Annotated in this window: 23 protein-coding genes; 6 read left to right on the top strand and 17 right to left on the bottom strand. The window is 73.1% G+C overall.

Going from position 1 to position 26,804, the window contains the following annotated elements:
• The first annotated feature begins 78 nt into the window (after nt 1–78).
• A complete protein-coding gene (locus QFZ71_RS24945; protein WP_307670392.1) occupies nt 79–1,602 on the top strand; it encodes a hypothetical protein in 1,524 nt (507 codons plus the stop codon).
• On the opposite strand, the gene QFZ71_RS24940 is transcribed toward QFZ71_RS24945, so the two are convergent.
• The 3 genes from QFZ71_RS24940 to QFZ71_RS24930 are packed head-to-tail and all read right to left on the bottom strand — an operon-like array spanning nt 1,571 to nt 5,768.
• Nucleotides 1,571–2,815, bottom strand: coding sequence for a hypothetical protein (locus tag QFZ71_RS24940; RefSeq protein ID WP_307670391.1), 1,245 nt, complete (start codon nt 2,813–2,815; stop codon nt 1,571–1,573). The genes QFZ71_RS24945 and QFZ71_RS24940 overlap by 32 nt on opposite strands.
• Nucleotides 2,812–4,509, bottom strand: coding sequence for a lipopolysaccharide biosynthesis protein (locus tag QFZ71_RS24935; RefSeq protein ID WP_307670390.1), 1,698 nt, complete (start codon nt 4,507–4,509; stop codon nt 2,812–2,814). Before QFZ71_RS24935 ends, QFZ71_RS24940 begins: the two co-directional genes overlap by 4 nt.
• Nucleotides 4,506–5,768 (bottom strand): glycosyltransferase, encoded by a 1,263-nt coding sequence (locus QFZ71_RS24930; protein ID WP_307670389.1) that lies wholly within the window; start codon nt 5,766–5,768, stop codon nt 4,506–4,508. The genes QFZ71_RS24935 and QFZ71_RS24930 overlap by 4 nt, the downstream gene beginning before the upstream one ends.
• Before the next feature lie 150 nt (nt 5,769–5,918).
• Between QFZ71_RS24930 and QFZ71_RS24925 the strand changes: the two genes are divergently transcribed.
• Nucleotides 5,919–6,368 carry an adenylyltransferase/cytidyltransferase family protein gene (locus QFZ71_RS24925; RefSeq protein ID WP_307670388.1) on the top strand — a complete coding sequence of 150 codons (450 nt, stop codon included), beginning with the start codon at nt 5,919–5,921 and terminating at the stop codon, nt 6,366–6,368.
• On the opposite strand, the gene QFZ71_RS24920 is transcribed toward QFZ71_RS24925, so the two are convergent.
• The 9 genes from QFZ71_RS24920 to QFZ71_RS24880 all read right to left on the bottom strand — a co-directional run bounded on the left by QFZ71_RS24920 (nt 6,337) and on the right by QFZ71_RS24880 (nt 15,492).
• Complete coding sequence (locus QFZ71_RS24920) at nt 6,337–7,071, bottom strand: CDP-alcohol phosphatidyltransferase family protein (protein WP_307670387.1); 735 nt, start codon at nt 7,069–7,071, stop codon at nt 6,337–6,339. The genes QFZ71_RS24925 and QFZ71_RS24920 overlap by 32 nt on opposite strands.
• Before the next feature lie 137 nt (nt 7,072–7,208).
• Nucleotides 7,209–7,562, bottom strand: coding sequence for a monovalent cation/H(+) antiporter subunit G (mnhG, locus tag QFZ71_RS24915; RefSeq protein ID WP_307670386.1), 354 nt, complete (start codon nt 7,560–7,562; stop codon nt 7,209–7,211).
• Nucleotides 7,559–7,882 (bottom strand): monovalent cation/H+ antiporter complex subunit F, encoded by a 324-nt coding sequence (locus QFZ71_RS24910; RefSeq protein ID WP_073767293.1) that lies wholly within the window; start codon nt 7,880–7,882, stop codon nt 7,559–7,561. Before QFZ71_RS24910 ends, mnhG begins: the two co-directional genes overlap by 4 nt.
• On the bottom strand, nt 7,879–8,508 hold the full coding sequence (locus tag QFZ71_RS24905; RefSeq protein WP_307670385.1) for a Na+/H+ antiporter subunit E: 630 nt from the start codon (nt 8,506–8,508) through the stop codon (nt 7,879–7,881). Before QFZ71_RS24905 ends, QFZ71_RS24910 begins: the two co-directional genes overlap by 4 nt.
• A complete protein-coding gene (locus tag QFZ71_RS24900; RefSeq protein ID WP_307670384.1) occupies nt 8,505–10,157 on the bottom strand; it encodes a Na+/H+ antiporter subunit D in 1,653 nt (550 codons plus the stop codon). Before QFZ71_RS24900 ends, QFZ71_RS24905 begins: the two co-directional genes overlap by 4 nt.
• Nucleotides 10,154–10,771 carry a Na(+)/H(+) antiporter subunit C gene (locus tag QFZ71_RS24895; protein WP_307670383.1) on the bottom strand — a complete coding sequence of 206 codons (618 nt, stop codon included), beginning with the start codon at nt 10,769–10,771 and terminating at the stop codon, nt 10,154–10,156. Before QFZ71_RS24895 ends, QFZ71_RS24900 begins: the two co-directional genes overlap by 4 nt.
• Nucleotides 10,768–13,671, bottom strand: coding sequence for a Na+/H+ antiporter subunit A (locus QFZ71_RS24890; protein WP_307670382.1), 2,904 nt, complete (start codon nt 13,669–13,671; stop codon nt 10,768–10,770). The genes QFZ71_RS24895 and QFZ71_RS24890 overlap by 4 nt, the downstream gene beginning before the upstream one ends.
• A 166-nt stretch (nt 13,672–13,837) precedes the next feature.
• On the bottom strand, nt 13,838–14,239 hold the full coding sequence (locus QFZ71_RS24885; protein ID WP_307670381.1) for a RidA family protein: 402 nt from the start codon (nt 14,237–14,239) through the stop codon (nt 13,838–13,840).
• A complete protein-coding gene (locus tag QFZ71_RS24880; RefSeq protein ID WP_307670380.1) occupies nt 14,236–15,492 on the bottom strand; it encodes an acyl-CoA dehydrogenase family protein in 1,257 nt (418 codons plus the stop codon). The genes QFZ71_RS24885 and QFZ71_RS24880 overlap by 4 nt, the downstream gene beginning before the upstream one ends.
• Before the next feature lie 179 nt (nt 15,493–15,671).
• On the opposite strand from QFZ71_RS24880, the gene QFZ71_RS24875 reads away from it, so the two are divergent.
• The 3 genes from QFZ71_RS24875 (at nt 15,672) to QFZ71_RS24865 (ending at nt 18,459) form a co-directional block, all read left to right on the top strand.
• Nucleotides 15,672–17,360: an AMP-binding protein gene (locus QFZ71_RS24875; RefSeq protein WP_307670379.1), complete on the top strand. Its 1,689-nt coding sequence runs from the start codon at nt 15,672–15,674 to the stop codon at nt 17,358–17,360.
• Between the two features lie 9 nt (nt 17,361–17,369).
• Complete coding sequence (locus QFZ71_RS24870) at nt 17,370–18,191, top strand: PaaX family transcriptional regulator C-terminal domain-containing protein (protein ID WP_307670378.1); 822 nt, start codon at nt 17,370–17,372, stop codon at nt 18,189–18,191.
• Nucleotides 18,192–18,273: 82 nt separating this feature from the next.
• Nucleotides 18,274–18,459, top strand: a complete 186-nt coding sequence (locus QFZ71_RS24865) for a hypothetical protein (RefSeq protein WP_307670377.1) — start codon at nt 18,274–18,276, stop codon at nt 18,457–18,459.
• Here QFZ71_RS24865 and QFZ71_RS24860 read toward each other — a convergent pair.
• Both QFZ71_RS24860 and QFZ71_RS24855 read right to left on the bottom strand, forming a co-directional pair.
• Nucleotides 18,446–20,716, bottom strand: coding sequence for a bifunctional salicylyl-CoA 5-hydroxylase/oxidoreductase (locus QFZ71_RS24860; RefSeq protein WP_307671574.1), 2,271 nt, complete (start codon nt 20,714–20,716; stop codon nt 18,446–18,448). The genes QFZ71_RS24865 and QFZ71_RS24860 overlap by 14 nt on opposite strands.
• Nucleotides 20,717–20,799: 83 nt before the next feature.
• A complete protein-coding gene (locus QFZ71_RS24855; RefSeq protein WP_307670376.1) occupies nt 20,800–21,627 on the bottom strand; it encodes an enoyl-CoA hydratase family protein in 828 nt (275 codons plus the stop codon).
• A gap of 325 nt (nt 21,628–21,952) precedes the next feature.
• On the opposite strand from QFZ71_RS24855, the gene QFZ71_RS24850 reads away from it, so the two are divergent.
• Entirely contained in the window at nt 21,953–22,402 is a 450-nt protein-coding gene (locus QFZ71_RS24850; protein ID WP_307671573.1) for an ATP-binding protein, read from the top strand.
• Here QFZ71_RS24850 and QFZ71_RS24845 read toward each other — a convergent pair.
• The 3 genes from QFZ71_RS24845 to QFZ71_RS24835 all read right to left on the bottom strand — a co-directional run bounded on the left by QFZ71_RS24845 (nt 22,353) and on the right by QFZ71_RS24835 (nt 26,632).
• Nucleotides 22,353–23,840, bottom strand: a complete 1,488-nt coding sequence (locus tag QFZ71_RS24845; RefSeq protein ID WP_307670375.1) for an amino acid permease — start codon at nt 23,838–23,840, stop codon at nt 22,353–22,355. The two genes, QFZ71_RS24850 and QFZ71_RS24845, sit on opposite strands and share 50 nt — an antisense overlap.
• 300 nt (nt 23,841–24,140) lie before the next feature.
• The gene (argF, locus tag QFZ71_RS24840; protein ID WP_307670374.1) at nt 24,141–25,145 is read right to left on the bottom strand and encodes an ornithine carbamoyltransferase; all 1,005 of its coding nucleotides are present in this window, start codon (nt 25,143–25,145) and stop codon (nt 24,141–24,143) included.
• A 251-nt stretch (nt 25,146–25,396) separates the two neighbouring features.
• Complete coding sequence (locus QFZ71_RS24835) at nt 25,397–26,632, bottom strand: arginine deiminase (protein WP_307670373.1); 1,236 nt, start codon at nt 26,630–26,632, stop codon at nt 25,397–25,399.
• Between the last annotated feature and the right edge of the window lie 172 nt (nt 26,633–26,804).

Here is a 26,804-nt window from a genome sequence, read left to right as displayed (position 1 = left end):
CACAGGGTAGTCATCGGCTCTCCTCAAGTGGGGTGATTCGTTAGAGTGTTCAGCGGTTCACTGATCCCTGGGGGGCGCATGACGTCGGTGCACACGTCGGCGTCCGCGCCGTCGCACGGGAAGGTCCCCGCGAGGACGGCCGGCCAGGCCGACGGGACGACCGAGCGGCCGATCGCCTGGGCGATGCTGTCGCGGGCGGTGGCGGTGCCGCTCATCCTGGGGCTGGTCTGCTTCCTGCCCGCCGTGATCGCCGCTCAGCCCGGCACCGGGGTGCGGGACACCGCGTACTGGCTCCAGCTGGTGCTGACCTGCTATGCGGGGGCCCGGCTCGCGACGATGATCCTCTCGACCCGGCGGCGGCTGCTCCAGGGCGTCTTCTGGATGTTCGTGTACATCGCCATGGGCGTGGCCCCGTTCGCCCAGGTGGTGATCGGGCAGACGCCGACGCCGATGGTCGGACCGCGCCAGGACCTGATCACGGCCATCTCGATGGTGCTGGTGGGGTGCACCGCCTACGATCTGGGCGCGCTCCTGGCCTCCCGGCGCCCGCTGCGCCGCCGCAGGCCCTCGGCCCGGAGCTGGGGGCCGGCCGTGGCCCATCCCGTGCGGCTGCGGCTGCTGGTGCTGCTGGCGTTCACCGCGAGCGCGTTCTACGTCCTGAAGGTCGGCGGCCCCGCGGTCTTCTTCTCCAGCCGGCAGGAGATCAACGAGACCGTCGCGGCGACCGGGGTCGCCGCGGAGGGGTCCAACGTCGGCTCGGCGTTCCTCAAGGGCTTCGGCCAGGTTCCGGCGCTGCTGGCGCTGCTCTTCTACACCCGCCGCCTGGCCACCTCCCGCCGGGCCCGGCGCGCGCCGTCCACGGTACTGGTGTGGGTGGCCCTGGCGGCTCTGAACCTGGTGGTGAACAACCCGATCTCCAACGCCCGTTACTGGTTCCTGACGGTCTTGCTGGCGTTCGTTTTCACCGCGCTCCCGAGCAGCGCGGCGGTCTACCGCACGGTGCTGGCGACGGGGGTGGTGGGGGCGCTGGTGGTGTTCCCGTACGCGGACAAGTTCCGGTACGACGACGCGGGGCAGCGGCCCGCGCAGTCGGCCTCGGTCTTCGAGCCCCTGGTGACCAAGGACTACGACCAGATGGTGATGTTCGCCAACACCATCTCGTGGGTCGACACCCGAGGCCATACCTACGGGCGCCAACTGTCGGGCTCCGCCCTGTTCTTCGTGCCGCGCGCCCTGTGGAGCGGCAAGCCGGAGGACACCGGGGTCCGGGTGGGCCAGTGGATGGGGCTGCGGATGACCAATCTCTCGGCCCCGCTGTGGACCGAGTTCTGGGTCGACGCCGGCGCGGCCGGAATGGTCGGCGGTATGGCGCTGATCGGTTACGCGGCGGCCCGGACCGACCGCCGGTACGCACGCGCCGTCACCCGCGCGGGGCCGGGTCCGGGCAGCGTGCTGGCCATCGCCGCGCCGCTGATCGCCGGGTACACCTTCATCCTGCTGCGCGGCCCGCTGCTCCAGGCGGCGGGGAAGCTGGCGATCGCGGCGCTGTGCCTGCTGCTGCTGAGCACGTTCAGGGAGCAGAGGGCGCGGCGCCGGCGCTGACGGCGCCGGCCGTGTGCGGCCCCCGGCGGCGGAGCCGGGCCACCCTGATCCAGGTGGCCGCCGCCTTGCAGAGCGAGCCCAGGAACAGCCCCCAGGCCGCGCCCGGAATGCCGCCGACGACGTAGCCGCCCGCGAGGAACGCCACGGCGGCGAGCGAGAAGACGACCTGGATGGCGAGTGTGGTGCGCGGGTCGAGCATCCGCAGGGCGAGCAGGCCGCAGGTGCCCACCGCCATCGCGGCGTACTGGCTGCCGGTGGCCGGGAGCAGGGCGGCGGCCGTGGGCCAGGTGTCACCGAGGAGTTGACGGCCCGCGGTGTCGGGCAGCAGGGCGAGCGCGGTGGCCCAGAGCGCGGCGGTCGCCGCGAGGACGGCGGCGAGGGCGGCGGTGGCCCGGACCCGGCGGCGTTCGCCCGCTATGCGGCCGAGCAGCGGGGGGCCGAAGGAGGTGGCCGAGGTGTAGAGCACGTTGAGCGGGCCGAACAGGGTGGTGGCCCCGCGCAGCGCGCCGACCAGCAACGGGGTGCCGACCGCGCCGAGGCCGAGGACGGAGAGCTGGCCGGTCGCGTTGCCCACGCCGAACTCGACGGTGAAGCGCTGCCCGAGGTAGCCGCGCCGCAGCATCGGGCGCAGCCGTACGGGGGCCCCCGGGGTGGCCCGGTGGAGGAGGGCGGCGGACAGCAGGAGGGCGGGCAGGGCGGAGAGGCCCCAGACGGCGATCAGGCGCGCCGGTGCCGCCCCGTACGTCTGCGCGGAGAGCGCCGCGATCACGCCGGCGAGCCGCACCAGGTCGGAAGCCAGGGCGAGATGGGGCTGGCGGAGCGCGGAGAAGGCGTACCGTACGGCGTCCTGCCCCAGCACCACGGGCAGGACGAGGCCGAGCATCGCCAGGGCGCGGGCCGTGTCACCGGGGAGGAGCGCGCAGAGAGCCGCGAGGGGTGCGCCGAGGGCGGCCGAGGCGAGGACGGTGAAGGCGACGGCGGAGCGGCACGCGCTCCGGGTCTCCTCCCCCGCGCCGCGCAGGAGGACCAGCGGCTGCCCGGTGTACGCGCCCGAGACGCCGAGGAGCACCGTGAAGACCAGGTAGACCGCGGAGAACCGGGCGAAGTCGGAGACGGTGGTCAGACGGGCGGCGGCCACCAGCACCAGGATGTTGGTGAGTGCCGCCACGCCCTGGTCGGCGACCGAGCAGAGGACGGCGGTGCGGGCTCTCACCGGGGCGCGGCCGGCTGGGTGAAGGCGCGCAGGCCGAGGGTCTCGGTGGGATCGCCGGTCAGCTCGGGCCCGCCGGCCCCGGCGGACGGTGCTCCGCCGTCGTCGTCCCCGCCGCGGGAGCGGCGGCGCCGGGTGGAGGCGGCGCGGCGCTCGGCCCGGCGCAGGCGTCCCCGGCCCGGGTGGAGCAGCGCGCCGAGGACGGAACCGCCGGAGGCGCCGATGATCTCGCGGATGCGTTCGAGGTCGCTGCGGTGCACCTCGCGCGGGTCGCAGACGATCATGACGCCTTCCACCCGGTCGACCAGGGCGACCGCGTCGGCGTAGGAGAGGACCGGCGGGGCGAGGACGATGACGACGTTGCCGGGCCGGTCGGCCTCGGCGACGATGCGGCCGACCGACGGGGAGGTCAGGGTGCGCGGAACGTTGTCGGCGGTGGTGCCGGGGATCAGGGCGAAGGCACCGGAGCCGGGCACGTCCACGTTGGTGCGGCCGCCGCTGGGCCAGGTGCGGTCGCCCTCCTCGGCGGCCCAGCGCGGCGGGCGCACTTCGTGGGCGGCCCTGCCCAGGTCGCGGACGAGGGCGGGGGTGCGCAGGTCCGCCTCGACGAGCAGGACGTCGCGGCCCATCTCGGCGAAGGCGGCGGCCAGGTTGGCGGCAGCGGCGGCGGCCGCCGCGTTGTCGCCGCGCGGCGCGGTGACCAGGAGCCGGCGGCTCTCGGCGAACGCCGGGTCGTAGGCGAGCCGGAAGGCGACCGCACGGTATTCCTCGGCCAGCCGGGAGCTGCCGCGGCCGATGGCGAGCAGGCCGCCGGAGGCGGTGCGTTCGCGGGGCAGGGTGCCGAGCAGGGGCGCGCCGAGGGAGTGGACGAGCTCGCGGGTGGAGCGTACGGCGGGGTCGAAGACGAGGCGCACCCAGGAGAGCAGGAGTCCCAGGGCGAGACCGACGACGCCGCCGAGCCCAAGGAGCAGGGGCAGCCCCGGCCCGGTGGGCGAGGTGGGGGCGACGGGCTTCTTGTTGAGGTAACCGGGCGTGGTGTCCAGGGCCTTGAGCTCGGAGATCTTCCGGCTCAGCTCGGAGATGGAGACGATGATGTTGGCGCGGGCGCTGGTGACGTCGTCGGCCGTGCCGCCGGTCTGCTCCTCCAGCAGGTCGCGTTTCTCCTCCAGCGGGCGGAGCTGGGCCCGGTAGCCGTCGGACATGTTCTGGATGCTCTCCTCGGTCCGCGCCCTGCGGTGGGTCAGGTAGGCGCCCGCGAGGGCTTCGGCGCGGGCGCGGGCCCGCTCGGGGTCGGTGGCGGTGTAGGAGAAGCGGAGGGTGAGGGTGTTGGGCGGATTGGTGACCTGGAGGCCGGAGAGGAGCTTCTGGGCGGTCACGTCGTCGCCCGCCTTGAGGAGGGTTCCGGCGGCGAGGGTGCCGACGGTGTCGCTGACGGCGGTCTGGCGTTCGGAGCCGATGTTGATGCCCTTGTCGGCGGTGGCTCCGGCGGCGAAGGGGTCGGAGATCGCGGAGCGTACGAGCACCTCGCCGGTGGCCGTGTAGGTGTCCTCGCCGCCGAGGGCGAGGTAGCCGCCGCCGAGCAGGCCGATGACGACGCCGGTGGCCAGCAGTGAGCGGTAGCGCAGGAGTTGGCGGAACTGATCGCGCAGGAGCGCCGGTTCGTCCTGCTCGTCGGGGGTGCGGTGCTGCGGTGTCATCGGCGGCGGCTTCCTCGGGTGTCCGGCAGGACCTCGGCGAGCAGGGCGTCGAAGCGGGCGAGGCCCGCTTCCCGGCTCAGGTGGCGGGCGACGTAGCGGGGGCCCTCGGCCCCGAGGGCGTCGGCGGCCGCCGGGTCCTCGGACAGCTTCCGTACGGCTTCCAGCAGGGCGGCCGGGTCCTCGGGGGCGACGAGGACCCCGGCCCCCGAGCGGCGGACCTCGTCGGCGGTGCCGCCCTCGTCGGCGACGGACGCGATCACGGGGCGGGCGGAGGTGAAGTAGGAGGTGAGCTTGGAGGGGACGCTCATGTCGAGGACCGAGGCGCGCTGGGTGACCGCGAGGACGTCGGCGGCGGCGAGGACGTCGGTGAACTCCTCGGCCCCGGCCGGCTCCAGGAAGTCCACGTTGGACAGCCCTTCGGCGCGGGCGCGCAGGGCGTCGCGCTGGTTGCCGTCGCCCATCAGGACGACGCGGACGTCCGGGGCGAGCCGGGCGGCGTCCACCAGGACCTCCAGGCCCTGCTTGAGCCCCATGTTGCCGGAGTGCAGGATCACCGGGGTGGTCTCGGGCCAGCCGAGCCGGGCCCGGGTCGTGGCCCGGTCGGCGGTGGGGCCCTGCACATGGGTCCAGTTGGGGACGATCCGGATGCGTCCGGGGTCGACGCCGAGCGCCCGGACGCCGGGGACGAAGCTCTCGTGGATGACCCCGACGAGGGCGGCTCCGCGCAGGGCGTACCGTTCGGCCGCCGCGGCGACGGCCGCGGCCCTGCCCCCGCCCCGGATGCCGCTCTGTGCGGCGGCGGCGCCCATCAGGTCCTGGACGACGGGTATGTGGGGGACGCGGTGGCGGCGGGCGATACGGGCTCCGATGACGCCTCCGGCGAGGGTGGGCATCTGGGATATCACGGCGTCGGGCCGTCCCGGCGGCGGGGCCACCAGCCCGGTCGCCAGGACGCTCGCCTCGAACGCCGCGCGCTTCAGAGCTGTCTGACGGGGCGGCACATAGTGCCGGCGTCGGTGCACGCCGACGCCGCCGCGTATCTCGACCGTCCGCCAGACGCCCCGGTAACCGTCCTCCAGCCGCCAGGAGGGGTAGTGCGGCATGCCGGTCAGGGCGCGGACGCGGGCGCCGGACGCGGCCCAGTGCTCGGCGAGCTGCGCCGCGTACGGGCCTATGCCGGTGAGCTCCGGCGCGTAGTTGGTCGACACCACCAGCAGGCGGCGGCCTCCGAGCGGACTGGCCCCTGACGCTTCGGACATCGGACGATCGCCTTCCCCCACGACAGCCGCTGCCCCCGGCAGGGGACAGCCCGTGCCGAGCTTATCCGTTCACGGCTTGCACAAGTGTTCTTCACAGTAAGGTCGTTGGAACATCACCGGATCACGTTCACCGTGGGGGGAGAGATACGGATGGTGCAGCACAGAGTGGGTTACGCACCCGGCGTGTACGACCTGTTCCACGTCGGGCACCTCAACATCCTGCGGCACGCCCGCAGTCAGTGCGACTACCTGGTCGCGGGGGTCGTGTCGGACGAGATGGCCGCACTCGCCAAGGGCCACACACCGGTCATCCCGCTCCGCGAACGGCTGGAGATCGTCCGCAGCGTGCGCTTCGTGGACGCCGCGTTCGTGGAGACCGTGCCGGACAAGGTCGAGACCTGGCAGCAGGTCCGGTTCGACGTGATCTTCAAGGGGGACGACTGGCGGGGCACGGAGAAGGGCCAGAAGCTGGAGCGCGACTTCGCCGAAGTCGGCGTGGAGGTCGTCTACTTCCCGTACACCGTGCACACGTCCAGCACCCAGCTGCGCCGGGCACTGGACGTTCTCGTCAACCGGCCCGGAGCCCTTTCAGCTCCCTGAACCACTTGGCGAGGAAGGCCGCCAGGAACAGCGTGTGCACCACGGCGAGCACGGCGTACCCGGCGCGGAAGGCGTCGGGTGCGCCGAGCAGCAGGAACACCAGGCAGAACACCCCGTAGTCGGCGGGCAGCAGCGCCACCGCCCGCACCGGAGAGGCCGCCGCCCGCGGCACCGCCCAGGAAGGCCCCCGGGCACTCGCCGCCGCCTTGCCGAGCTGTTCGCGCAGCAGCCCCGCGCAGAACGTGACCACGGCGGCCAGCTGGAAGCCCAGGGGCAGCAACAGCCACGCGTCCGACGGCAGTTCACCGAAGCGGTAGAAGGAGATCAGGACGGCGGTGTGGACGAGCACCAGCTTGCCGCAGTCCACCACGTGGTCCAGCCACTCCCCGTCGGGTCCGCCCCGGCCGGTGAGCCGCGCGAGCTGCCCGTCCGCCGAGTCGAGGGCGAAGCCGGCCGCGAGGGCCGCGTAGACCAGGACGGCGAGCGTCCAGGACGGTTCGACGAGGGCGACCGCGGCCAGGGCGCCATAGGTGAACAGCCCGCTCGCCACGGTGACCTGATTGGGCGTCATCCCCGCTCTGAAAGCCCCGGCCGCGAGCACACGGCCGGCAGGCCGGTTCACGTACCGCGAGTAGAGCGAGACGCCCTTGGCGCTCTTCTGTGCGCCGCGCAATTCGCGCAGCACCGTGCCCGTGCTTCCCATACGCCCCCCAGCGTCCGGCATGGTCCGCCCGCATCATGGCACGCGGACGCCGGCAAGGGGGCGTTTTGACCGGACAGGGAAGGCGGACCGGTCGCCCGAGCCGCGAGCCGGGGGGACGAACACCTGCTCCTTCGCGGTCACTTCCCGTCGGTGAGCTGCTCGTCGAGCTCGTCGAAGAGCAGATCCTCGTGGTCGACCTGGCCCGTGCGGTACGCGGACCGGGCCACCAGGTGCGAGGCCACCGGCCCGGTGAGCATCTGGAAGAAGGCGATGAGGCCCAGGGTGGCGAGGTCCATGCCGCTGCGCAGCCGCAGCGCCACCCCGGCCAGCACCAGGATCATGCCGAGGGTCTGCGGCTTGGTCGCCGCATGGCTGCGGGAGAGGACGTCCGGCAGCCGGATCATGCCGATCACCCCGAGCAGGCAGATCGCCGCGCCGAGGAGGAGTAGCACGGCGCCGGCCGTGTCGACGATCTGGAGCCAGACGGTCATCGCGGGTCCTCCTCGGCCGCGCCGGGGCGCAGGGGGCGGGGCCGGTCGCGTACGGCGATGAAGCGGGCGATGCCCACCGAGCCGGTGAACCCGAGGAACGCCAGCACCAGCATGATCGGGAAGTAGAACGGGTCACGCGCGAACGCCGATTTGGCGGCGAGGCCCGCGATGATCAGCGCGGCGCAGACGTCCAGGGAGATCGCGCGGTCGAGCATGGAGGGGCCGCGCCAGATCCGGGCCAGCAGCAGCGCGCCGGCGACGAGGATCAGGACGACGGCGGCGGTCAGCAGAATCCGGTCGGCCTGTTCGGGTGCGGTCATGGTGCGGGCCTCCCGGCGGCGAGCTGGGGCGGTGGCGGGGGTTCGGCGACGCGGGCGATCTCGTCGGGGGTGCCGAAGGCCCGTACGGTCAGTTCCTCCATCCGCCAGACCTTGCGGCGGGCGGCTTCCAGCTCCTCGGGCCGGTCGGCGTCCAGGACGTGCAGGAAGACGGTGGCGGTGGCCCGGCGGACCTCGATGATGGAGCCGCCGGGGACGTTGGAGACGGCGACGGCGGTGGCGGCGAGCATCAGGTCGCTGCGGCAGCGCAGGGGGACGCCGATGACGGCGGCCCGGTGGGGCAGGCCGGAGAAGATCTGCCGGGTGACCTTCACCCCCGAGGTGTACATGTCGTGGAAGAGGTAGCAGGCCAGGTGGAGGATGCCCCAGGGGTGGAGCCGCAGTCCGAGGTCCACCCGTGGCAGCGGGAAGGCCAGGCAGACGGCGACCGAGACGACCAGGCCGGTGAGGACGTTCGCCCAGGTCAGGGTGGACCAGAGCAGCACCCAGATGACGGTGAGCCAGGCGATCAGCGGCAGGTCCAGCACCCGTCGGCGCCGGGTGCCGAACTCGCAGCTCAGCGGCGGAAGATCGGCGTTGCGGAACGAGAAGCGCAGCCCGTGTCTCACCGGCCCAGCACCTCCAGGATGTAGGGGGTCCGCTGGATGAGTTCGGCGGCCGCGCGGTCGGTGTAGGCGGTGAGCGGATCGGCGAACACGGTGAAGGCGAGGGCGAGAAGGATGGTGGCCGCGGTGGCCGCGACCATCGGGTGGGGCAGCCGGCTGGTGGTGGTGACGGCCCGCCCGTGCAGGGTCGCGGCGACCGCCCGGCCGCCGGGGAGGCGGGCGGGGGCGATGCCCTCGTCGCCGGTGCCGGGGATGTCGTCGGGGCCCGCGTCGCTGTCGTCGTCGCTGTCGTCGCCGGACTCCAGGACGGTGCCGGTGGCGGCCTGGCCGGGCGGGGCGGCGCGCCAGAAGGCCAGGTTCCAGACCTTGGCGACGACGTACAGGGTGAGCAGGCTGGTGGCCGCCGAGCCGGCGACCAGGACCCAGGCCCAGACGCTGCCGTCCGCGACGCCGGCCCGCATCAGCCCGAGCTTGCCGATGAAGCCGGAGAGCGGGGGGATCCCGGCGAGGTTCATGGCGGGGACGAAGAAGAGCACGGCGAGCATCGGGGCGGCTCGGGCGAGGCCGCCGAGCCGGGTCAACTCGGTGGTTCCGCCGCGGCGTTCGATGAGCCCGGCGACGAGGAACAGGGTCGTCTGCACGGTGATGTGATGGGCGACGTACACGATGGCCCCGCCGTACGCCTCGCGGGTGGCGAGGCCGATCCCGAAGACCATGTAGCCGATGTGGCTGATCAGGGTGAAGGAGAGCAGCCGCTTGAGGTCGGTCTGGGCGACCGCGCCGAGGATGCCGATGACCATCGACGCCAGGGCGACGGCCATCAGGAGGTCCCCGAGGCGGTTGCCGGGGAAGAGCAGGGTCTCGGTGCGCAGCATGCAGTAGACGCCGACCTTGGTGAGCAGTCCGGCGAAGACGGCGGTGACCGGGGCGGGGGCGGTCGGGTAGGAGTCGGGGAGCCAGGCGGCGAGCGGGAAGACGGCGGCCTTGATCCCGAAGACGGTGAGCAGCATCGCCTGGATCAGGGTCTGCACGCCGAGGGGAAGGTCGGCCAGGCGGGTGGCGAGCTGGGCGAAGTTGGCGGTGCCGGTGGCCGCGTACGTCATGGCGATGGCGGCGAGGAAGAGCATCGAGGAGAACAGCGAGATGATCACGTACGTGGAGCCCGCCCGCATCCGGGGTCCGGTGCCGCCGAGGGTGAGCAGGACGAAGCTGGCGACCAGCATGATCTCGAAGCCGACGTAGAGGTTGACGAGGTCACCGGAGAGGAAGGTGCAGGAGACCCCGGCGACGAGGATCAGGTAGGCGGGGTGGAAGACGGCGAGCGGGGTCTCCTTGTCCCGGTCGGTCATGCCCTGGCCGAGGGAGTAGACCAGCACGCAGAGCGTGACGGCGGAGGAGATGGTGAGCATCAGCCCGGACAGCCGGTCGGCGACCAGGGTGATGCCGAGCGGCGGGGCGAAGTCGCCGAGGTGGACGGAGAGCGGACCCTGCCGGTCGGCGGCGATCATGAGGATCACCGAGAGCGCGAGTACGGCGGTGAGCACGGCGACGCTGATGAAGCGCTGGAAGCGCGCCAGCCGGACACCGAAGGCGAGGCTGAGGCCGGTGGCGCACAGCGGCAGCAGCACCGGCAGCGGAACGAGCGCGTTCATCCGTCAACTCCTCGGTCGCGGGGGTAGCGGTCGTCCGCCTTGGCGTCGCCGTCGCGTGCGTAGTCCTCCGGGTCCGCGCCCAGGACGTCGTTCCAGAGGTTTCCGGAGGCGTCGCGGCCGCGGGCCTGGCGGGCCCGGTCGGCGCGGAGCCGGTCGCGGAGCCGGCGGCGCTCCTCTCGGTAGCGGTCGCGCTCCTCCGCGGTGGGCTCGGCGCCCGAGCGGAACTCCTCACGCAACTGGGCCCGTTCGCCGAGCACTTCGGCGCGCAGCACGATGCGCCGGTCCTCCAGGTCGTCGTGCACCTCGTCGGTGCCGGTGATCTGGTGGCTGCGGTAGGCCATGGCCAGCAGGAACGCGGTGGTGGCCAGGGTGATGACGATGGCGGTCAGCGCGATGGCCTGCGGCAGCGGGTCGGTGACCCGGCTCAGGGAGACGCCGTAGAGCAGGGGGGCGGCACCGGCCCGGCCGGTGGAGGAGAGGACCAGCAGGTTGATGCCGTTGCCGACGATGACGGCGCCGAGCAGGATGCGGGTCAGCGGGCGGGTGAGCATGAGGATGCCGCCGACGGCGCAGAGGACGACGGCCGTGGCGACGAGCGAGGCGCTGACGATCATCGGGGGGACCCTCCCGCTTCGGGGCTGCCCTCGGGGGCGAGGACGCCCGCCGCCCGTTCGATCTGCCGGTCGACCTTGGCACCGAGGGCGCGCACGATGTCCAGGACGACGCCGAGCACCAGCAGGTAGACGCCGAAGTCGAAGAGGACCGCGGTGCTCAGGTGGTAGTCGCCGAAGACCGGCAGGTGGCCGTGGTACGTGAAGGCGTGCAGGACGGTGCCGTCCACGAGGCCGAGGAGGCCGGTGCCGGTGGAGATGAACAGGCCGAGGCCGGTGAAGAGTCCGGGCTGGAGGGGAGCGGCCTCGGCGAGTTCGAAGCGGCCGCCCGCCAGATAGCGGGTGATCATCGCGAGCCCGGCGACGAGTCCGGCGACGAACCCGCCGCCGGGCAGGCTCTCGGCGCAGAACAGCAGATAGACCGAGAGCACCAGGATCGGGTGGAACAGCAGTCGGGCCACCACTTCGAAGACGATGGAGCGGTGCTCGGGGGCGAGCGTGGACCCGGCGGCCAGCCAGCTGCGTTCGGGGGCCACGTCGTCGCCCTGCGGCAGCCGGGCGGAGTGGCGCGCGGACAGCGACCAGGCGGTGCGGCCCTGCAACTCCTCCTGGGCCATGGTGCCTTCGCTGCGGCGGTGCAGGTAGATGAGGCTGGTGACGCCGATCGCGGCGGCGGCCAGCACGGCCGACTCCCCCATCGTGTCCCAGGCGCGCAGGTCGACGAGGATGGTGGCGACGACATCCTTGAGCCCGTGGTCGGCGACCTCCTCGACCATGGCGGCGCCGGCCGGTTCGGCGGTGCGCGCGGCGGCGGCGACCCACATGCCGACGCCGACGGTGGCCGCGGCGGCGAGGGCCACGGGGACGCGGGTGGCCCGCCGCCAGGTGGAGACGGTCTCCTGGAAGTGGACGGGCATGCGGCGCAGCACCAGGACGAAGACGATCATCGCGACGGTCTCGACGCAGAACTGGGTGAGTGCCAGGTCGGGGGCCCCCTGGACGACGAAGAGCAGCGCGGTGCCGTAGCCGGTCAGCCCGGCCAGGACGACGGCCTTCATGCGCCGTCGGACCGTCAGGCAGAGCAGGGCGGCGACGCAGGTCAGGGCGGCGACCGCGCCCTGGAGGGGGTTGTCCCAGAGCCGGGGGCGTACGGCTCCGTCCCAGGGGGTGTCGACCATGAGGACGGCGAACTGCCCGGCGAGCATGACGAGGAGGGTGGTGGCCAGGTAGACGGAGAGGGAGCCGCGCTGGATGAAGCCGGTGACCTGGAGGGCGAGTCGTTCCTGCCCGAGCAGCAGATGGCCGAAGACGCTGTCGGCGGTGGGCCAGGCGATCCGCCGGGAGATCCGGGTGACCCGCGTGCGGCCGAGGAAGAGCACGGCGCCCGCGGCCCAGGCGAGGGCGGACAGCAGCAGGGCGAGCCCGAATCCGTGCCAGAGGGCGAGGTGGTACGGGTGGGGGTCGGCCGGGAACGTGTCGGCGTACGCGCTCAGCAGCCGGTCGGTCAGGCCGACGCCGGGGCCGAGGACCAGGCCGAGGACGGCGAGCAGGGCGGGCGGGGCGAGGAAGGCCCACCCGACGCGGTGCACGGGGGTGTCGGGGAGGCCGGGCTTGCGGGCGAACGCGCCCCAGACGAACCGCAGGGTGTACGCGGTGGTCAGCGCGGACCCGGTGACGACGACGGCCAGTGCCCACCGTTCGGCGGCCGAGCCGTGCAGCAGCGCCTCGAACGCGGCCTCCTTCGCGGCGAAGCCGAGCAGTGGCGGGAGGGCGGCCATCGAGGCGGCGGCGAGCACGGCGACGGCGGCGGTGTACGGCAGGGAGCGGCCGACGCCGGAGAGCTGCCGCAGATCGCGGGTGCCGGTCGCGTGGTCGACGATGCCGGTGACGAGGAACAGCGGGGCCTTGAAGAGGGCGTGGGCCAGGATCATCGCGGCGGCGGCGAGGGCGGCGTTCCGGTTGCCGGTCCCGGCGAGCAGGGTGAGGAAGCCGAGCTGGCTGACGGTGCCGTAGGCGAGGACGAGTTTGAGGTCGTTCAGGCGCAGCGCCCGCCAGCCGCCGAGCAGCATGGTCGCGCCGCCGAGGACGAGGACGACGGGCTTCCAGACGGGGACGTCGGCGAAGGCGGGGGCGAGCCGGGCGACCAGGTAGACCCCGGCCTTGACCATCGCGGCGGCGTGCAGATAGGCACTGACGGGGGTCGGGGCGGCCATGGCGTTCGGCAGCCACATGGAGAACGGCCAGATCGCGGACTTCGACAGGGCCCCGCACAGGACGAGGGCGACGGCGACGGAGACGGCGAGCGTCGCCTCCGGCGGGTCGGCGACGATCGCGGAGATGCGGTACGTACCGGCGGCCTGACCGATGATCAGGAAGCCGATGAGCATGGCGAGTCCGCCGAGGGTGGTGACGACGAGGGCCTGGAGGGCGGAGCGGCGGCTGTGCCGGTGTTCGCTGCCGTGGCCGATCAGCAGGTAGGAGAAGACCGTGGTCAGCTCCCAGAAGACGTAGAGCGTGATCAGGTCGTCGGCGAGGACGAGGGCGAGCATCGCGCCGGCGAAGGCGAGGAGGTTTCCGGCGAAGCGGCCCAGCTGTGGGGTGTCGTCGGTGAAGTAGGAGGCGCAGTAGAGCAGGACGAGCGCGCCGACCCCGGCGGCGAGGAGCACCATCAGCTCGGACAGCGCGTCGAGCCGCAGGGCCAGGGCGACGTCGTAGTCCGGGATCCACTGCCAGGACCAGGTGTCCGCGCCGCCGGACGCGGCGGTGTTCCAGCGGGTGAGGGCCCAGACGGTGGCGGCGGCCGGGGGCAGCGCGAGCACGGCGAACGCCCGCCGGCCCAGCCGGTGGGCCAGCGGGCCCGCGCAGGCCGCCAGGGCGAAGTGGGCGACGATGAGCGCGATCACGGCGCGGGGTCCGGTCGGGAGGGTGGGACATTCGGGGCAAAGGGCACTTCATACAGATATATCCCCTGAGCCGCTTCACTCGACCGGCACGCCGTGTGCCCCCCGGACCGCTGTGTTTCGGCCCTGGACGGCGCGGGCCGTGGACCGGGAACGGCGGATCACGGCTTCACGGCAGCACCGCGATCCCGTCGATCTCGACCATCGCCTGCTCGTCCCAGAGCCGGGCCACCCCGATGACCGCCATCGCCGGGTAGTCGCGTCCGGCGAGCCTGCGCCAGATCCGGCCCAGCTCGGGGGCGTGGGAGCGGTAGTCGTCCACGTCGGTGGCGTAGACGGTGACGCGGGTGAGGTCGGCGGGGGCGCCGCCGGCCGCGTGGAGGGCGGTGAGCAGGTTGCCCAGCGCGACGGCGAACTGGCCGGGCAGGGTGTCCCCGACCACCGTGCCCCGCGGGTCGAGTGCGGTCTGCCCGGCGAGGAAGACCAGGTGCCCTCCGGTGGCCACGACCGCGTGGCTGAATCCGGTGGGCGGGGAGAGTTCGGCGGGGTTGATCCGGTGGGACGGGCTCATACGGGCGGCTCCTGGGTCGGGGTCGCGGCGGACAGGCCGTGGGCGGCGGGGGGTGTCGGCGGGGCGGACCGCTCGGGTCCGGTCGGGAGCGGGTGCCGCGCGGCGGGTGGCTCGGGTGTGGGCGTGAGCGGCTGCGGGGCGGCGTGCGCGTACAGCTCCTTGGCGATGATGGCGCGCTGCACCTCGCTCGCGCCCTCGTAGATGCGCGGCGCGCGGACCTCGCGGTAGAGGTGTTCGAGCAGATGGCCCCGGCGCAGGGCACGGGCCCCGTGGAGCTGGACGGCGGTGTCGACGACGTACTGCGCGGTCTCGGTGGCGTACAGCTTGGCCATCGCCGCGCGGCGCGGTACGCCGTCCTCCCCCGCGTCGTACGCCGCTGCCGCCGCGTACACCAGGAGGCGGGCCGCCTCGGTGCGGGTGGCCATCTCGGCGACCTGGTGCGAGACGGCCTGGAGGTCGCTCAGCGGCCCGCCGAACGCGGTGCGGTGGGCGGTGTGGTCCACGGTCGCGTCCAGAGCGGCGCGCGCCATGCCCACGGCGAACGCCCCGACGCTGGGCCGGAAGAGGTTGAGGGTGTTCATCGCGACCCGGAAGCCCCGGTCGGGTTCGCCCAGCACGTCATCGGCGGTGACCGGTACGCCGTCGAACTCCAGGGTGCCGATGGGGTGCGGGGAGAGCATGTCGAGGGCGGAGCCGGTGAGGCCGGGGCGGTCGGCGGGGACCAGGAACGCGGTGATGCCCCGCGAGCCCGCGCCGGGGGTCGTGCGGGCGAAGACCACCGCGAAGTCGGCCTCGGGGGCGTTGGAGATCCAGCACTTCTCGCCGGTGAGCGCCCAGCCGTCCGGGGTGGGCTCGGCGGCCAGGCCGAGGGCCGCCGCGTCGGAGCCCGCGCCCGGCTCGCTCAGCGCGAACGCGGCGACGGCGCGCCCGGCCCGGACCTCGGGGAGCCAGCGTTCGCGGTGGCCGGGAGTGCCCGCCTGGACGATCGGGGTGGCGCCGAGGCCCTGGAGGGCGAGGGCGGTCTCGGCCTCGGTACAGCCCCGCGCCAGGGACTCGCGCAGCAGGCACAGGTCCAGCGCCCCGGAGCCGAGCATCCGGCCGAGGAGGCCGAGATCCCCGAGGGCCCCCAGCAGCGGGCGGTTGACGCGGCCGGGCTCCCCCTGCTCCGCGAGCGGGCGCAGCTCCCGGTCGGCGAGGGTGCGCAGCTCCTCGCACCAGGCGGTTTGTTCCGGTTCGAGGGAGAATGCCGTCATGGCGGCGCCTCTCTTGTCGCGTGTCTGCCGTGTCGCGTCACCGCCATGCCGCACATGCCGTGGACGCCGTACATGTCTCGATGACCCTGTCGCACATGGCGCGTCGCCGTCTTATCGCGGACCGTTGACTACCGTCACCCAAACGATACGCTCCAGAAGCGACAAGGGGGCGATCCTTGATGGAGCCGAATTCCTCGCAGAGCACGCCCACAGCCGCCGACGACGCGTCCGCACGCGTCCTCGGCGCGCATTCCGGAGCGTCCGGGGCGGTCCCCGGAGCCCACGTCGACACCTTCCCGCGCGACCACCTCCCGCCACCGGAGCTGTGGCCGGAGCTCCTCCTGGAGGATCCCGCGCCGCACTACCCCGACCGGCTGAACTGCGGCCACGAGCTGCTGGACCGCACCGTCGAGGAGCACGGTCCCGACCGTCCCGCGCTGCTCTCGGGGGACGGAAGCGTCTGGAGCTACGGCGGACTGCGGGAGACGGTGGACCGGATCGCCCGCGTGCTGACGGAGGACCTGGGCGTGGTGCCGGGCAACCGGGTGCTGCTGCGCGGGCCGACCACGCCATGGCTGGCCGCCTGCTGGCTCGCCGTCATGAAGGCGGGCGCGGTCGCCGTCACCGTACTGGCGCAGGCGCGTGCGACGGAGCTGGCCACCGTCTGCTCCCTGGCGCGGATCAGCCACGCCCTGTGCGACGCCCGGTCGGTACGGGATCTGGCGGAGGCGGACGTGGAAGGGCTGCGGATCACGCTGTTCGGCGGGGACGGTGCCGGGGACCTGACCCGGCTGGCGGAGGGGCGGAGCGGTCCGTTCCGGGCGGTGGACACGGCGGCCGACGAGGTCGCCCTCATCGCGTTCACCTCGGGGACCACCGGGCGGCCCAAGGGCTGCATGCATCTGCACCGGGACCTCCTGGCGATCGCGGACACCTTCTCCCGGCACGTGCTGCGCCCCACGCCCGACGACGTGTTCGCGGGCAGCCCGCCGCTCGGCTTCACCTTCGGTCTCGGCGGGCTGCTGGTCTTCCCGCTGCGGGCCGGGGCCTCGGCGCTGCTGCTGGAACAGGCGGGCCCGCAGCATCTGCTGCCCGCGCTGGAGCGGCACCGGGTCTCGGTGCTGTTCACCGCGCCGACCGCCTACCGCACGATGCTCGGACAGCTCGCCGGCCACGACCTGTCGGCGCTGCGGCGCTGCGTGTCGGCCGGGGAGAACCTGCCGGCGGCGACCTGGCACGCGTGGCACGAGGCGACGGGGCTGCGCATCATCAACGGCATCGGGGCCACCGAACTGCTGCACATCTTCATCTCGGCCGCCGACGACGCGATCCGCCCCGGCCTGACGGGTGTGCCGGTGCCGGGCTGGCAGGCCCGCGTGGTGGACGAGCACGGGGTGGAGCGGCCGGACGGCGAACCGGGCCTGCTCGCCGTGCGCGGCCCGGTCGGCTGCCGCTATCTCGCCGACCCGCGGCAGACGGAGTACGTCCGGCACGGCTGGAACATGACCGGAGACACCTTCGTCCGCGAACCGGACGGCTACTTCCGCTACGTGGCCCGCGCCGACGACATGATCATCTCCTCCGGCTACAACATCGCCGGCCCCGAGGTGGAGGACGCCCTGCTGCGTCATCCGGAGGTCGCGGAGGCCGCCGTGGTGGGCCGGGCGGACGCGTTGCGCGGCGAGATCGTGGTGGCGCACGTGGTGCTGCGGGAGGGCTCGGAGCAGACCGCGGACTCGCTCCGCGCCCATATGAAGGCCAGCCTCGCCCCGCACAAGTGTCCGCGCGTCTTCGCCTTCGAGTCGTCCCTGCCCCGCACCGCGACGGGCAAGCTCCAGCGGTTCCTGCTCCGGGACCAGCCGCTCTAGAGTGATCACGTGGCAGAGTTGCGCACCCCCCGCTCCCTCATCGTCTCGCTCTACGGCGCGTACGGCCGTCCGGCGGACGGTTCGCCGTTCGCGGTGTCCGAGCTGATCCGCCTGCTGCACGCGGTGGGCGTGGACGCCCCGTCCGTACGCTCCTGCGTCTCCCGGCTGAAGCGGCGCGGGCTGCTGGTGGCGGCCCGCTCGGCGGACGGTTCGGCGGGGTACGCGCTGTCGCCGGGCGCCCGGCAGGTGCTGGACGACGGGGACCGGCGGATCTACGGGCGGCCGGTACCCCGGCTGTCCGACGGCTGGGTCCTCGCCGTGTTCTCCGTGCCCGAGGCCGAGCGCAGCAAGCGTCATCTGCTCCGCTCCCGGCTGGCCCGGCTGGGCTTCGGCACGGCCGCACCGGGGGTGTGGATCGCGCCGGCCGCGCTGTACGAGGAGACCCGGCACACCCTGGAGCGGCTCGAACTCGCCCCGTACGTGGACCTGTTCCGCGGCGAGCACCTCGGTTTCACCGCCACCCGCGAGGCGGTGGCCCGGTGGTGGGACCTGGACACGGTGGCGCGCCTGCACCACGACTTCCTGGAGCTGCACGAGCCGGTGCTGCGGGACTGGGAGGCGTCCGGGGAGACCGAGGACGTCCCGCGCCCGCAGGCCGCCTACCGGGACTACCTGCTGGCGCTGGACTCCTGGCGCCAACTCCCGTACGCGGACCCCGGCCTGCCGGCGGAACTGCTGCCGGAGCACTGGCCGGGCGGCAGGTCGGCGGAAGTCTTCGGCCGGTTGCACGAGCGGCTGCGGGACGCCGGGGAGAGGTACGTACGGGGGTGACACCGCCGGACTGGGCCGCGGCTCCGGCCGGTGGATCACCATCGACACGGGTTCGCGCCCTCCGCACACCTTCCGGGCGCAGTTGACGCACACACCGGCCGTGTTGCGGCGGGCCGCCGCGTACGGGGCGCCGCCGCGGCCCGGGGAGGAGGTCGAGGAGTCGGCCGCCCTGCCGGAGCGGATCGCCGCCGACTGCGGCGACAGCCACCACAGCGCGTCCCACCCGACGCGGCGCCTCTGCCACGCGTGCCTGATCAGCCCAGGGTGAGCCGGGGCTTCGGACCGTCGGTGCGGCCGGTGGGCGGGGGTCGGCTGCCCGCCCCGTACGGGAGAGGCCAGGGCGCGCCGGGGCCCGCGTAGCCCTGTTCGGCCGCCGCGTGCAGAGTCCAGTGCGGGTCGTACAGATGCGGGCGGGCCAGTGCGCAGAGGTCCGCGCGGCCCGCCAGGAGCAGGGAGTTGACGTCGTCCCAGGACGAGATCGCGCCGACCGCGATGACCGGGACGCCCACGCTGTTGCGGATGCGGTCGGCGTACGGCGTCTGGTAGGAGCGGCCGAACTCGGGGCGTTCGTCGGGCACGACCTGGCCGGTGGAGACGTCGATGGCGTCGGCCCCGCGTTCGGCGAACGCGCGGGCGATCTCCACGGCGTCCGCCGCACCGGTGCCGCCCTCGGCCCAGTCGGTGGCGGAGATCCGCACGGTCATGGGCCGCCCGGTGGGCCACATCTCCCGTACGGCGTCGAAGACTTCGAGCGGGAAGCGCAGCCGGTTCGTCAACGGCCCGCCGTAGGCGTCGGTGCGGTGGTTGGTGAGCGGGGAGAGGAACCCGGAGAGGAGGTAACCGTGGGCGCAGTGGAGTTCGAGGAGGTCGAACCCGGCGGCCGCGGCCCGGCGGGCCGCTGCGGCGAACTGCTCGCGCACGGTGTCGAGGCCGGCCCGGTCGAGCTCGGTGGGGACCTGGCTGACGCCGGGTGTGTACGGGAGCGGGGAGGCGGCCGCAAGTGGCCAGTTGCCGCTCTCCAGGGGCTGGTCGATGCCCTCCCACATCAGCTTGGTGGAGCCCTTGCGGCCGGAGTGGCCGAGTTGGACGCCGATGGCCGCGCCGGGGGCGGAGGTGTGGACGAATGCGGTGATCCGCCGCCAGGACAGGGCCTGTTCGTCGTTCCACAGACCGGTGCAGCCGGGAGTGATGCGGCCTTCGGGACTGACGCAGACCATCTCGGTCATGGTGAGTCCGGCGCCACCGAGGGCGCGGGCCCCGAGGTGGACGAGGTGGAAGTCGGCGGGCATCCCGTCGACGGCGGAGTACAGGTCCATGGGCGAGACGACGACCCGGTTGCGCAGTTCGAGGCCGCGCAGCCGCAGCGGGGTGAACATCGGCGGGGTGTCCGGCGGACAGCCGAACTCCTCCTCCACGGCCGCCGTGAAGGAGGGGTCGCGCAGCCGGAGGTTGTCGTGGGTGACCCGGCGGCTGCGGGTGAGCAGGTTGAACGCGAAGCGGCGGGGCGGCTGGTCCACGTAGCCGGCCAGCTCCTCGAACCAGCGCAGGCTGGCGGCGGCCGCCCGCTGGGTGGAGGCGACGACCGGGCGGCGCTCGGCCTCGTACGCGGTCAACGCGGCGGGCAGGTCCGGCTGTTCCTCGATGCAGGCGGCCAGCGCGAGGGCGTCCTCGACGGCGAGCTTGGTGCCGGAGCCGATGGAGAAGTGGGCGGTGTGGGCGGCGTCCCCGATGAGCACCGTGTTCCCGTGGGACCAGCGGGAGTTGGTGACCGTGCGGAAGGCGAGCCAGGAGGACCGGTTGCCGCGCAGGGGACGGCCTCCGAGCGCGTCGGAGAAGAACGCGGCGCAGCGGGCGGTGGATTCGGCGGGGTCGCAGGTGTCGAGCCCGGCGGCACGCCAGACCTCCTCGCGCATCTCGACGATGACGGTGGAGGCGTCGGCGGCGTACGGGTAGCCGTGCAGCTGCATGACGCCGTGCGCGGTTTCGGCGATCTCGAAGCGGAAGGCGTCGAGCGCGAAGTCGGCGGCGAGCCAGATGTAGCGGTTGCGGTGCTCCGTGAGGGCCGGGCCGAAGGCTTCGGGGCGGGCCTGGCGGGTGGCGCTGTGCACCCCGTCGGCGGCGACGACCAGGTCGTGGCCGGCGGCCAGCACGGCGGCGGGCGGGGCCGGTGTCCGGAAGCGGAGACCGACGCCGAGCGCGGCGCAGCGCTCGTGCAGGATCTCCAGGAGCCGGCGGCGGCCGAGCGCGGCGAAGCCGTGGCCGCCGGAGGTGTGGGTGCGGCCCCGGTGGACGATGTCGATGGTGTCCCAGCGGACGAACTCGCGGCGCAGCGCCCGGTACACCTCGGGGTCGGCGTGCTCGATGCCGCCGAGGGTCTCGTCGGAGAGGACGACACCGAAGCCGAAGGTGTCGTCGGGGGCGTTGCGCTCGTACACGGTGACCTCGCGGTCGGGGCCGAGCCGCTTGAGGAGGGCCGCGGCGTAGAGGCCGCCGGGGCCGCCGCCGATGACCGCGATCCGCCGCACGGAGGGGGTGCCCGGCCGGGAGGGCTCCGCGGAGGTGCCGGTCGCCGCGTCGGGGCGTCGGAGGTCCTCGGCGGCCGGCACGGTCAGCGCCCCTGCCACTTCGGGGGCCGCTTCTCGGTGAAGGCCGCGTGGAACTCCGCGTAGTCCTCGCCGTGCATCAGGAGCGCCTGGGTGCTGGCGTCCAGCTCGACGGAGGCGGCGAGCGGCATGTCGAGTTCGGCGGTGAGCAGCGCCTTGGTCTGGGCGAGCGCGAGGGAGGGGCCCTCCGCGAGGCGGCGGGCCAGCTCGGCGGCGCGTTCGTCGGCCTCGCCCTCCCCGGCCAGCTCGCTGATCAGCCCGATCCGCTCCGCCTCGGGGGCGCGGACGGCGTCCCCCAGCATCAGGAGGCGGGTGGCGTGGCCGAGGCCGACGACGCGGGGAAGCAGGTAGGCCGCTCCCATGTCGCCGCCCGAGAGGCCGACGCGGGTGAAGAGGAAGGCGAAGCGGGCCGAGGGGTCGGCGACCCGGAAGTCCGCCGCCAGCGCCAGCACGGCCCCCGCCCCGGCCGCCACCCCGTGGATCGCGGCGACGACGGGGAAGGGGCACTCGCGCAGGGCGCGGACGACCTGCCCGGTCATCCGGTTGAAGTCGAGGAGCTGCGCGGTGTCCATGGCCAGGGTGGCGCCGATGATCTCGTCGACGTCTCCGCCGGAGCAGAAGCCGCGCCCCTCCCCCGCGAGGACCAGGGCGCGGACGGAGCGTTCCCGCGACAGCTCGGCGAGGAGGTCGCGCAGATCCGCGTAGGCACCGAAGGTGAGCGCGTTGAGTTTCTCGGGGCGGTCGAATGTGACGGTGGCCACACCGCGGTCCCGCGTCAGCCGCAGATGACGCCATCGTTCGGTGCTCCGGGCCGAGCTGGGAAACGGGCTCATGGAGGGGTCCCCTTCAGCGATCGGGCTGGTGCCGGCCGTGCGCGGGTCGCGTTCCGCCTCCGAAGTTATCACTCGTACGTGACTGCCGTCACGAGGTCGCAATACGACTTCCATGAGACTGTTGTGGCGAAAGTCCCATTTGCTCCGGCCGACCGCCTCTATGGCGGGGCCGGGGCGGTTCGTAAGGTTGAAACCAGGAAGTCTCGACTCGAGCATCAGGTGAACCCGGGAAGTCGTGAACCAAGAAGTCATGAACCGTGAAGCCGTGATCCGAGAAGGCGAGACCTCCCGCTTCGAGGAAGACCCGCTCCCGATCGGAAATGCCGTGCCGCCCGAAGTCCCCGCCCCCGCTTCCTGGCGCATCGCCCTGCCGCACTCCACCGCGGCCGTGCCGATCGCGCGCGCTCTCATCCGTACGGCGCTGTCGGACATCGACGCTCCTGCCGACAGTGACACCGCCGAACTGCTGACCGCCGAACTGGTGGCCAACGCGGTCGAGCACACGCTGGGCGGCGAACCCATCGAGCTGGTCGTGGAGCTGCTCCCGACCGGCTGCCAGGTCGAGGTGCACGACCGCGACCCCGCCCCGCCGGGCGACCTGTCCCGGCCGCAGCCGGGCTGTGAGGTCGATCCCTGGCAGGAGCACGGCCGCGGCCTGCTGCTGATCCGGACCCTCAGCTCCGCGTGCGGTCACCGCACCACGGAGCACGGCAAGGCCGTCTGGTTCACGCTTCCGGCGATACCGGCGCAGTCGGGCCCGTCCCCGGGGAGCTGACCAGCCGGGAGCGCCCGCGGCCGTAGCCGGCGTACAGGAGCAGGCCGACGGCCAGGAAGACCGCGAACTGGACCCACGTCGTCCAGCCGGTCCCGTACATCAGGTACAGGCAGCACAGAACGCCCAGCACCGGGATCACCGGGTTCAGCGGCACCCGGAAGGACCGCTTCAGTTCGGGGTGGTCGCGCCGCAGGACCACCACCGCGATGTTGACGGCGACCATCGTGGCCAGGGTGCCGATGGTCGTCAGGTTCACGACGACGTCGAGCGGGACGAAGGCGGCGGGGACGGCGAAGACACAGGCCACGATCCAGGTGTTGGCGACCGGAGTGCGGGTCGTGGGCGAGACCCGCTCGAAGACGCGCGGAATCAGTCCGTCGCGGGACATCGACATCAGGATGCGGGTCTGCCCGTACATGACGGCGAGCACCACCGACGCGATGGCGACGACCGCGCCGAAGGCGACGATGCCGCCGCCGACCGACGAGTCGGTGACCTTGTTGACGGCGATGGAGAGGGCCGCGCTCTCGTCCGCGACGGCGTCCGAGCCGATCGCCCCGATGGCGGAGAGCGCCACGGCGCAGTAGAGCAGCGTGACGACGCCGATGCAGATCAGGATGGCGAGGGGGATGTTCCGCCGGGGATTCTTGACCTCTTCGCCGGCGGTGGTGATGGCGTCGAAGCCGATGTAGGAGAAGAACGCCAGCGAGGCGCCCGCGGTGATGCCGGCGGGTCCGTGGGGGGCGAAGGGCATCAGGTTGTCGTCCTGGAACGCGCTGAACGCCACGGCGCAGAACGCGACGAGGATGCCGATCTTGAGGACCGCCATGGCGGCGGTCGCGGTGGCGCTCTCCCGGACGCCGCGCACGAGCAGCGTGGCCGCCATGGCGATGACGACGACGGCGGGCAGGTTGACCGCGCCGCCCTCGCCCGGACCGGAGGACAGGGCGTCGGGCAGTTGCCAGCCGGTCAGGCTGTTCAGCAGCTCGTTGACGTACTGGCTCCAGCCCACCGCGACGGCGGAGACCGAGACGCCGTACTCCAGCAGCAGGCACCAGCCGACGAGGAAGGCGGTGCGCTCGCCGAGGGCCGCGTACGCGAAGGAGTAGGAGCTTCCGGAGACCGGGATGGCGCTGCCCAGCTCCGCGAAGGACAGGGCGGTGAAGATGCAGGTGATCGCCGCGAGGACGAACGAGATCACGACGGCGGGCCCGGCCTTCGCCACGCTGTCGGACAGCCCGACGAAGATGCCGGTGCCGACGATCGCGCCGACCCCGAAGCAGACGAGCTGGAAGAGGCCCATCGTGCGCTGGAGTCCGTGGCCCTCCAGGTCTCCGCCGGACTCGGCGATCAGCTGGTCAGGACTCTTGCGGCGCAGGCCCGGCCGGGGGGAACCGGGGCCTTTCGGGGTGCCGGGGCGCGGCAGACCGGTACTCATGGGGGACGTTCTCATCTCTGGTGGTGCAGTGGGGGGACGGCTCTGGTGGTGCGGTGGGGGGGTACGGGCCGTGCGCCGCTGGCCGCGGCACAGGTAAGGGGTTCGAGCACCAGGCCCGAACCCCACCAGATCCGACATCGTAGCCAACACGGCGCATGCTCACCCCACGGGGTGCATGCGCATACGCACCCCTGGCACGCGTTTCCCCCACGGGTCCGTGGGTCACGCTTCCGTCCCCCACGGGTCCGGAGCGTCGGTGCGTCGGCATGGGCCGGCGCCGCAGCCCGGTGGCGGCGGGAGCTACTTCCCGGCCAGCGTCGCCACCAGGACGGCCTTGATCGTGTGCATCCGGTTCTCCGCCTGGTCGAAGACGACCGAGTGGGACGACTCGAAGACCTCGTCGGTGACCTCCAGCTCGCTCAGTCCGTACCGGGCGTGGACGTCACGGCCGACGCGGGTGCCGAGGTCGTGGAAGGCGGGCAGGCAGTGCAGGAACTTCACGTCGGGCCTGCCGGTGGCCCGCAGGACGTCCATCGTCACGGCGTACGGCGCGAGGGCGGCGATCCGCTCGGCCCAGACCTCCTTGGGCTCCCCCATGGAGACCCAGACGTCGGTGGCGACGAAGCCGGCGCCCCGCACCCCCTCGGCGACGTCGTCGGTGAGGGTGATGGTCGCCCCGCTCGTCCCGGCCAACTCCTTGGCCCGCGCCACGACGGCTTCGCCCGGCCAGTACGCCTCGGGGGCGACGATCCGGACGTCCAGGCCGAGCAGGGCGCCGGTGATCAGGTAGGAGTTGCCCATGTTGAAACGGGCGTCACCGAGGTAGGCGAAGGCCGTTCCGGCGAGGGGCCCCTCCCCGTGCTCGGTCATCGTGAGCACGTCGGCGAGCATCTGGGTGGGGTGCCAGTCGTCGGTGAGCCCGTTGTAGACCGGCACCCCGCCGTACGCGGCCAGCTCCTCGACGGCCTGCTGGCTGTCGCCCCGGTACTCGATCGCGTCGAACATCCGGCCGAGCACGCGGGCGGTGTCCTTCACGGACTCCTTGTGGCCCATCTGGGAGCCGGCGGGGTCGAGGAAGGTGGTGGACGCGCCCTGGTCGGCGGCGGCCACCTCGAACGCGCAGCGCGTGCGCGTCGAGGTCTTCTCGAAGATCAGCGCGATGTTCTTCCCGCGCAACCGCTGGACCTCGGCCCCGGCCTTCTTGGCCGCCTTGAGCTCGGCGGCCAGGGAGACCAGGCCGAGGAACTCCTCGGAGGTGAAGTCCAGCTCCTTGAGGAAATGGCGGCCGGTGAGGTCTATGGCCATGATGGCTGCTCCTGGGTCGGTCGGGGATCGGCGCACTGCGCACGGCAGAACTGGAAGTCTATACGACGATCCGCATCTCTATACAGGCCCAGGGGGCACCTCGGTCACCGCGCCCGAGGCCAGGAGCCGCAGCATGCCGAGGCCTCACGCTCCACGGCCGCACGGCGTCACTCGTCTCCGCCGTACGACGTCACTCGTCACCGCCGCACGGCGTCCCCCGTCGCCGCCGCACGGCTCATGCCGTCGGGTTCTCACGCCACCGGGTCGCGCTCCACCGGGCAGCTCATACAGCGCGGGCCGCCGCGGCCCCGGCCCAGCTCGCTGCCGCGGATCTCGATCACCTCGATGCCCTGGCGGCGCAGATGCGTGTTGGTCGTGGCGTTGCGCTCGTACGCGACGACGACTCCGGGCTCGACCGCGAGCACGTTGCAGCCGTCGTCCCACTGCTCCCGCTCGGCCGCGTGCACGTCCTGGGTGGCGGTGAGGACCCGGATGGAGTCGAGGCCGAGAGCGGCGGCGATGGCGCGGTGCATGTGCTCGGGCGGATGGTCGGTGACCTTGAGCTCGCGGGGGCCGCTACCGGGCTCGATGGTGTACGAGCGGAGCATGCCGAGCCCCGCGTACTGGGTGAACGTGTCCGCGTCCACCATCGTCATCACCGTGTCCAGGTGCATGAACGCACGCGCCTTGGGCATGTCGAGCGCCACGATCGTACGCGCCGAGCCGGTGTCGAAGAGTCCGCGGGCCAGCATCTCCACCGCCTGCGGTGTGGTGCGCTCGCTCATCCCGATGAGGACGGCCCCCTGGCCGATGACGAGGACGTCCCCGCCCTCGATGGTGGAGGGGTAGTCGTCCTGCCCCTCCGACCAGTGGCGGAAGACGCCCGCCTCCGGGCCGGTGAAGAGGGGGTGGTGCCGGTAGATCGCCTCGAAGTGGACGGTCTCGCGCTGCCGGGCGGGCCAGCGCATCGCGTTGATGGAGACCCCGTCGTAGATCCACGCCGAGGTGTCCCGCGTGAACAGGTGGTTGGGCAGCGGGCCGAGGAGGAAGTCGTCCGGCTCCATCACGTGGAAGCGGACGGAGGTCGGCTCGCTGTGCCGTTCCAGGAACTCCCGCTTGGTCATGCCGCCGACCAGCGCCTCGGCCAGCTCCGCGGCGGACAGCTCCTCGAAGACGGCCCGCAGGTGTTCGGTGGCGAGCGGGCCGTACTCCTTCTCGTCGAAGACCCGGTCGAGCACCAGCCGTCGCGCGACCGGGATCTCGAGGGACTCACGCAGCAGGTCGCCGAAGAGGTGTACGGCGATGCCCCGGTCGCGCAGGACCTCGGCGAACCCGTCGTGCTCCTCCTGGGCGCGACGCACCCAGAGGACGTCATCGAACAGGAGCGCGTCCTTGTTCGTGGGGGTGAGGCGCTTCAGCTCCATCCCCGGCCGGTGCAGAATGACGCGGCGCAGCCGCCCGGTCTCGGAGTCGACGTGGAATCCCATGTCTCCATCCTCACCACGCGAAGCACTGTTCACCCGGCGAATCGCCCACCTGTTCCGCGGGGGCGCGCCCCGGACGGGCGCGCCCCCGCGTCCGGAGCGGGTCGGTCCCGGCCGGGGCGGAGAGCCGGGGCCGGGGCCGGGACCTGGACCGAACGGCCGGAGCCGAGGGCCA

The organism is Streptomyces sp. V2I9, from assembly GCF_030817475.1.
Classification (GTDB): domain Bacteria; phylum Actinomycetota; class Actinomycetes; order Streptomycetales; family Streptomycetaceae; genus Streptomyces.
Note: the sequence above shows the minus strand (reverse complement) of the source record. Positions and strands in the feature narration are given on the sequence as shown.

What these genes read in the sequence shown, in the direction of transcription:
- QFZ71_RS24945 (WP_307670392.1), top strand. Translation starts at nt 79, where the DNA reads ATGACGTCGGTGCACACGTCGGCGTCCGCGCCGTCGCACGGGAAGGTC.
- QFZ71_RS24935 (WP_307670390.1), bottom strand. Translation starts at nt 4,509, where the DNA reads ATGACACCGCAGCACCGCACCCCCGACGAGCAGGACGAACCGGCGCTC.
- QFZ71_RS24930 (WP_307670389.1), bottom strand. Translation starts at nt 5,768, where the DNA reads ATGTCCGAAGCGTCAGGGGCCAGTCCGCTCGGAGGCCGCCGCCTGCTG.
- QFZ71_RS24925 (WP_307670388.1), top strand. Translation starts at nt 5,919, where the DNA reads ATGGTGCAGCACAGAGTGGGTTACGCACCCGGCGTGTACGACCTGTTC.
- QFZ71_RS24920 (WP_307670387.1), bottom strand. Translation starts at nt 7,071, where the DNA reads ATGGGAAGCACGGGCACGGTGCTGCGCGAATTGCGCGGCGCACAGAAG.
- mnhG (WP_307670386.1), bottom strand. Translation starts at nt 7,562, where the DNA reads ATGACCGTCTGGCTCCAGATCGTCGACACGGCCGGCGCCGTGCTACTC.
- QFZ71_RS24910 (WP_073767293.1), bottom strand. Translation starts at nt 7,882, where the DNA reads ATGACCGCACCCGAACAGGCCGACCGGATTCTGCTGACCGCCGCCGTC.
- QFZ71_RS24900 (WP_307670384.1), bottom strand. Translation starts at nt 10,157, where the DNA reads ATGAACGCGCTCGTTCCGCTGCCGGTGCTGCTGCCGCTGTGCGCCACC.
- QFZ71_RS24895 (WP_307670383.1), bottom strand. Translation starts at nt 10,771, where the DNA reads ATGATCGTCAGCGCCTCGCTCGTCGCCACGGCCGTCGTCCTCTGCGCC.
- QFZ71_RS24885 (WP_307670381.1), bottom strand. Translation starts at nt 14,239, where the DNA reads ATGAGCCCGTCCCACCGGATCAACCCCGCCGAACTCTCCCCGCCCACC.
- QFZ71_RS24880 (WP_307670380.1), bottom strand. Translation starts at nt 15,492, where the DNA reads ATGACGGCATTCTCCCTCGAACCGGAACAAACCGCCTGGTGCGAGGAG.
- QFZ71_RS24875 (WP_307670379.1), top strand. Translation starts at nt 15,672, where the DNA reads ATGGAGCCGAATTCCTCGCAGAGCACGCCCACAGCCGCCGACGACGCG.
- QFZ71_RS24855 (WP_307670376.1), bottom strand. Translation starts at nt 21,627, where the DNA reads ATGAGCCCGTTTCCCAGCTCGGCCCGGAGCACCGAACGATGGCGTCAT.
- QFZ71_RS24845 (WP_307670375.1), bottom strand. Translation starts at nt 23,840, where the DNA reads ATGAGTACCGGTCTGCCGCGCCCCGGCACCCCGAAAGGCCCCGGTTCC.
- argF (WP_307670374.1), bottom strand. Translation starts at nt 25,145, where the DNA reads ATGGCCATAGACCTCACCGGCCGCCATTTCCTCAAGGAGCTGGACTTC.
- QFZ71_RS24835 (WP_307670373.1), bottom strand. Translation starts at nt 26,632, where the DNA reads ATGGGATTCCACGTCGACTCCGAGACCGGGCGGCTGCGCCGCGTCATT.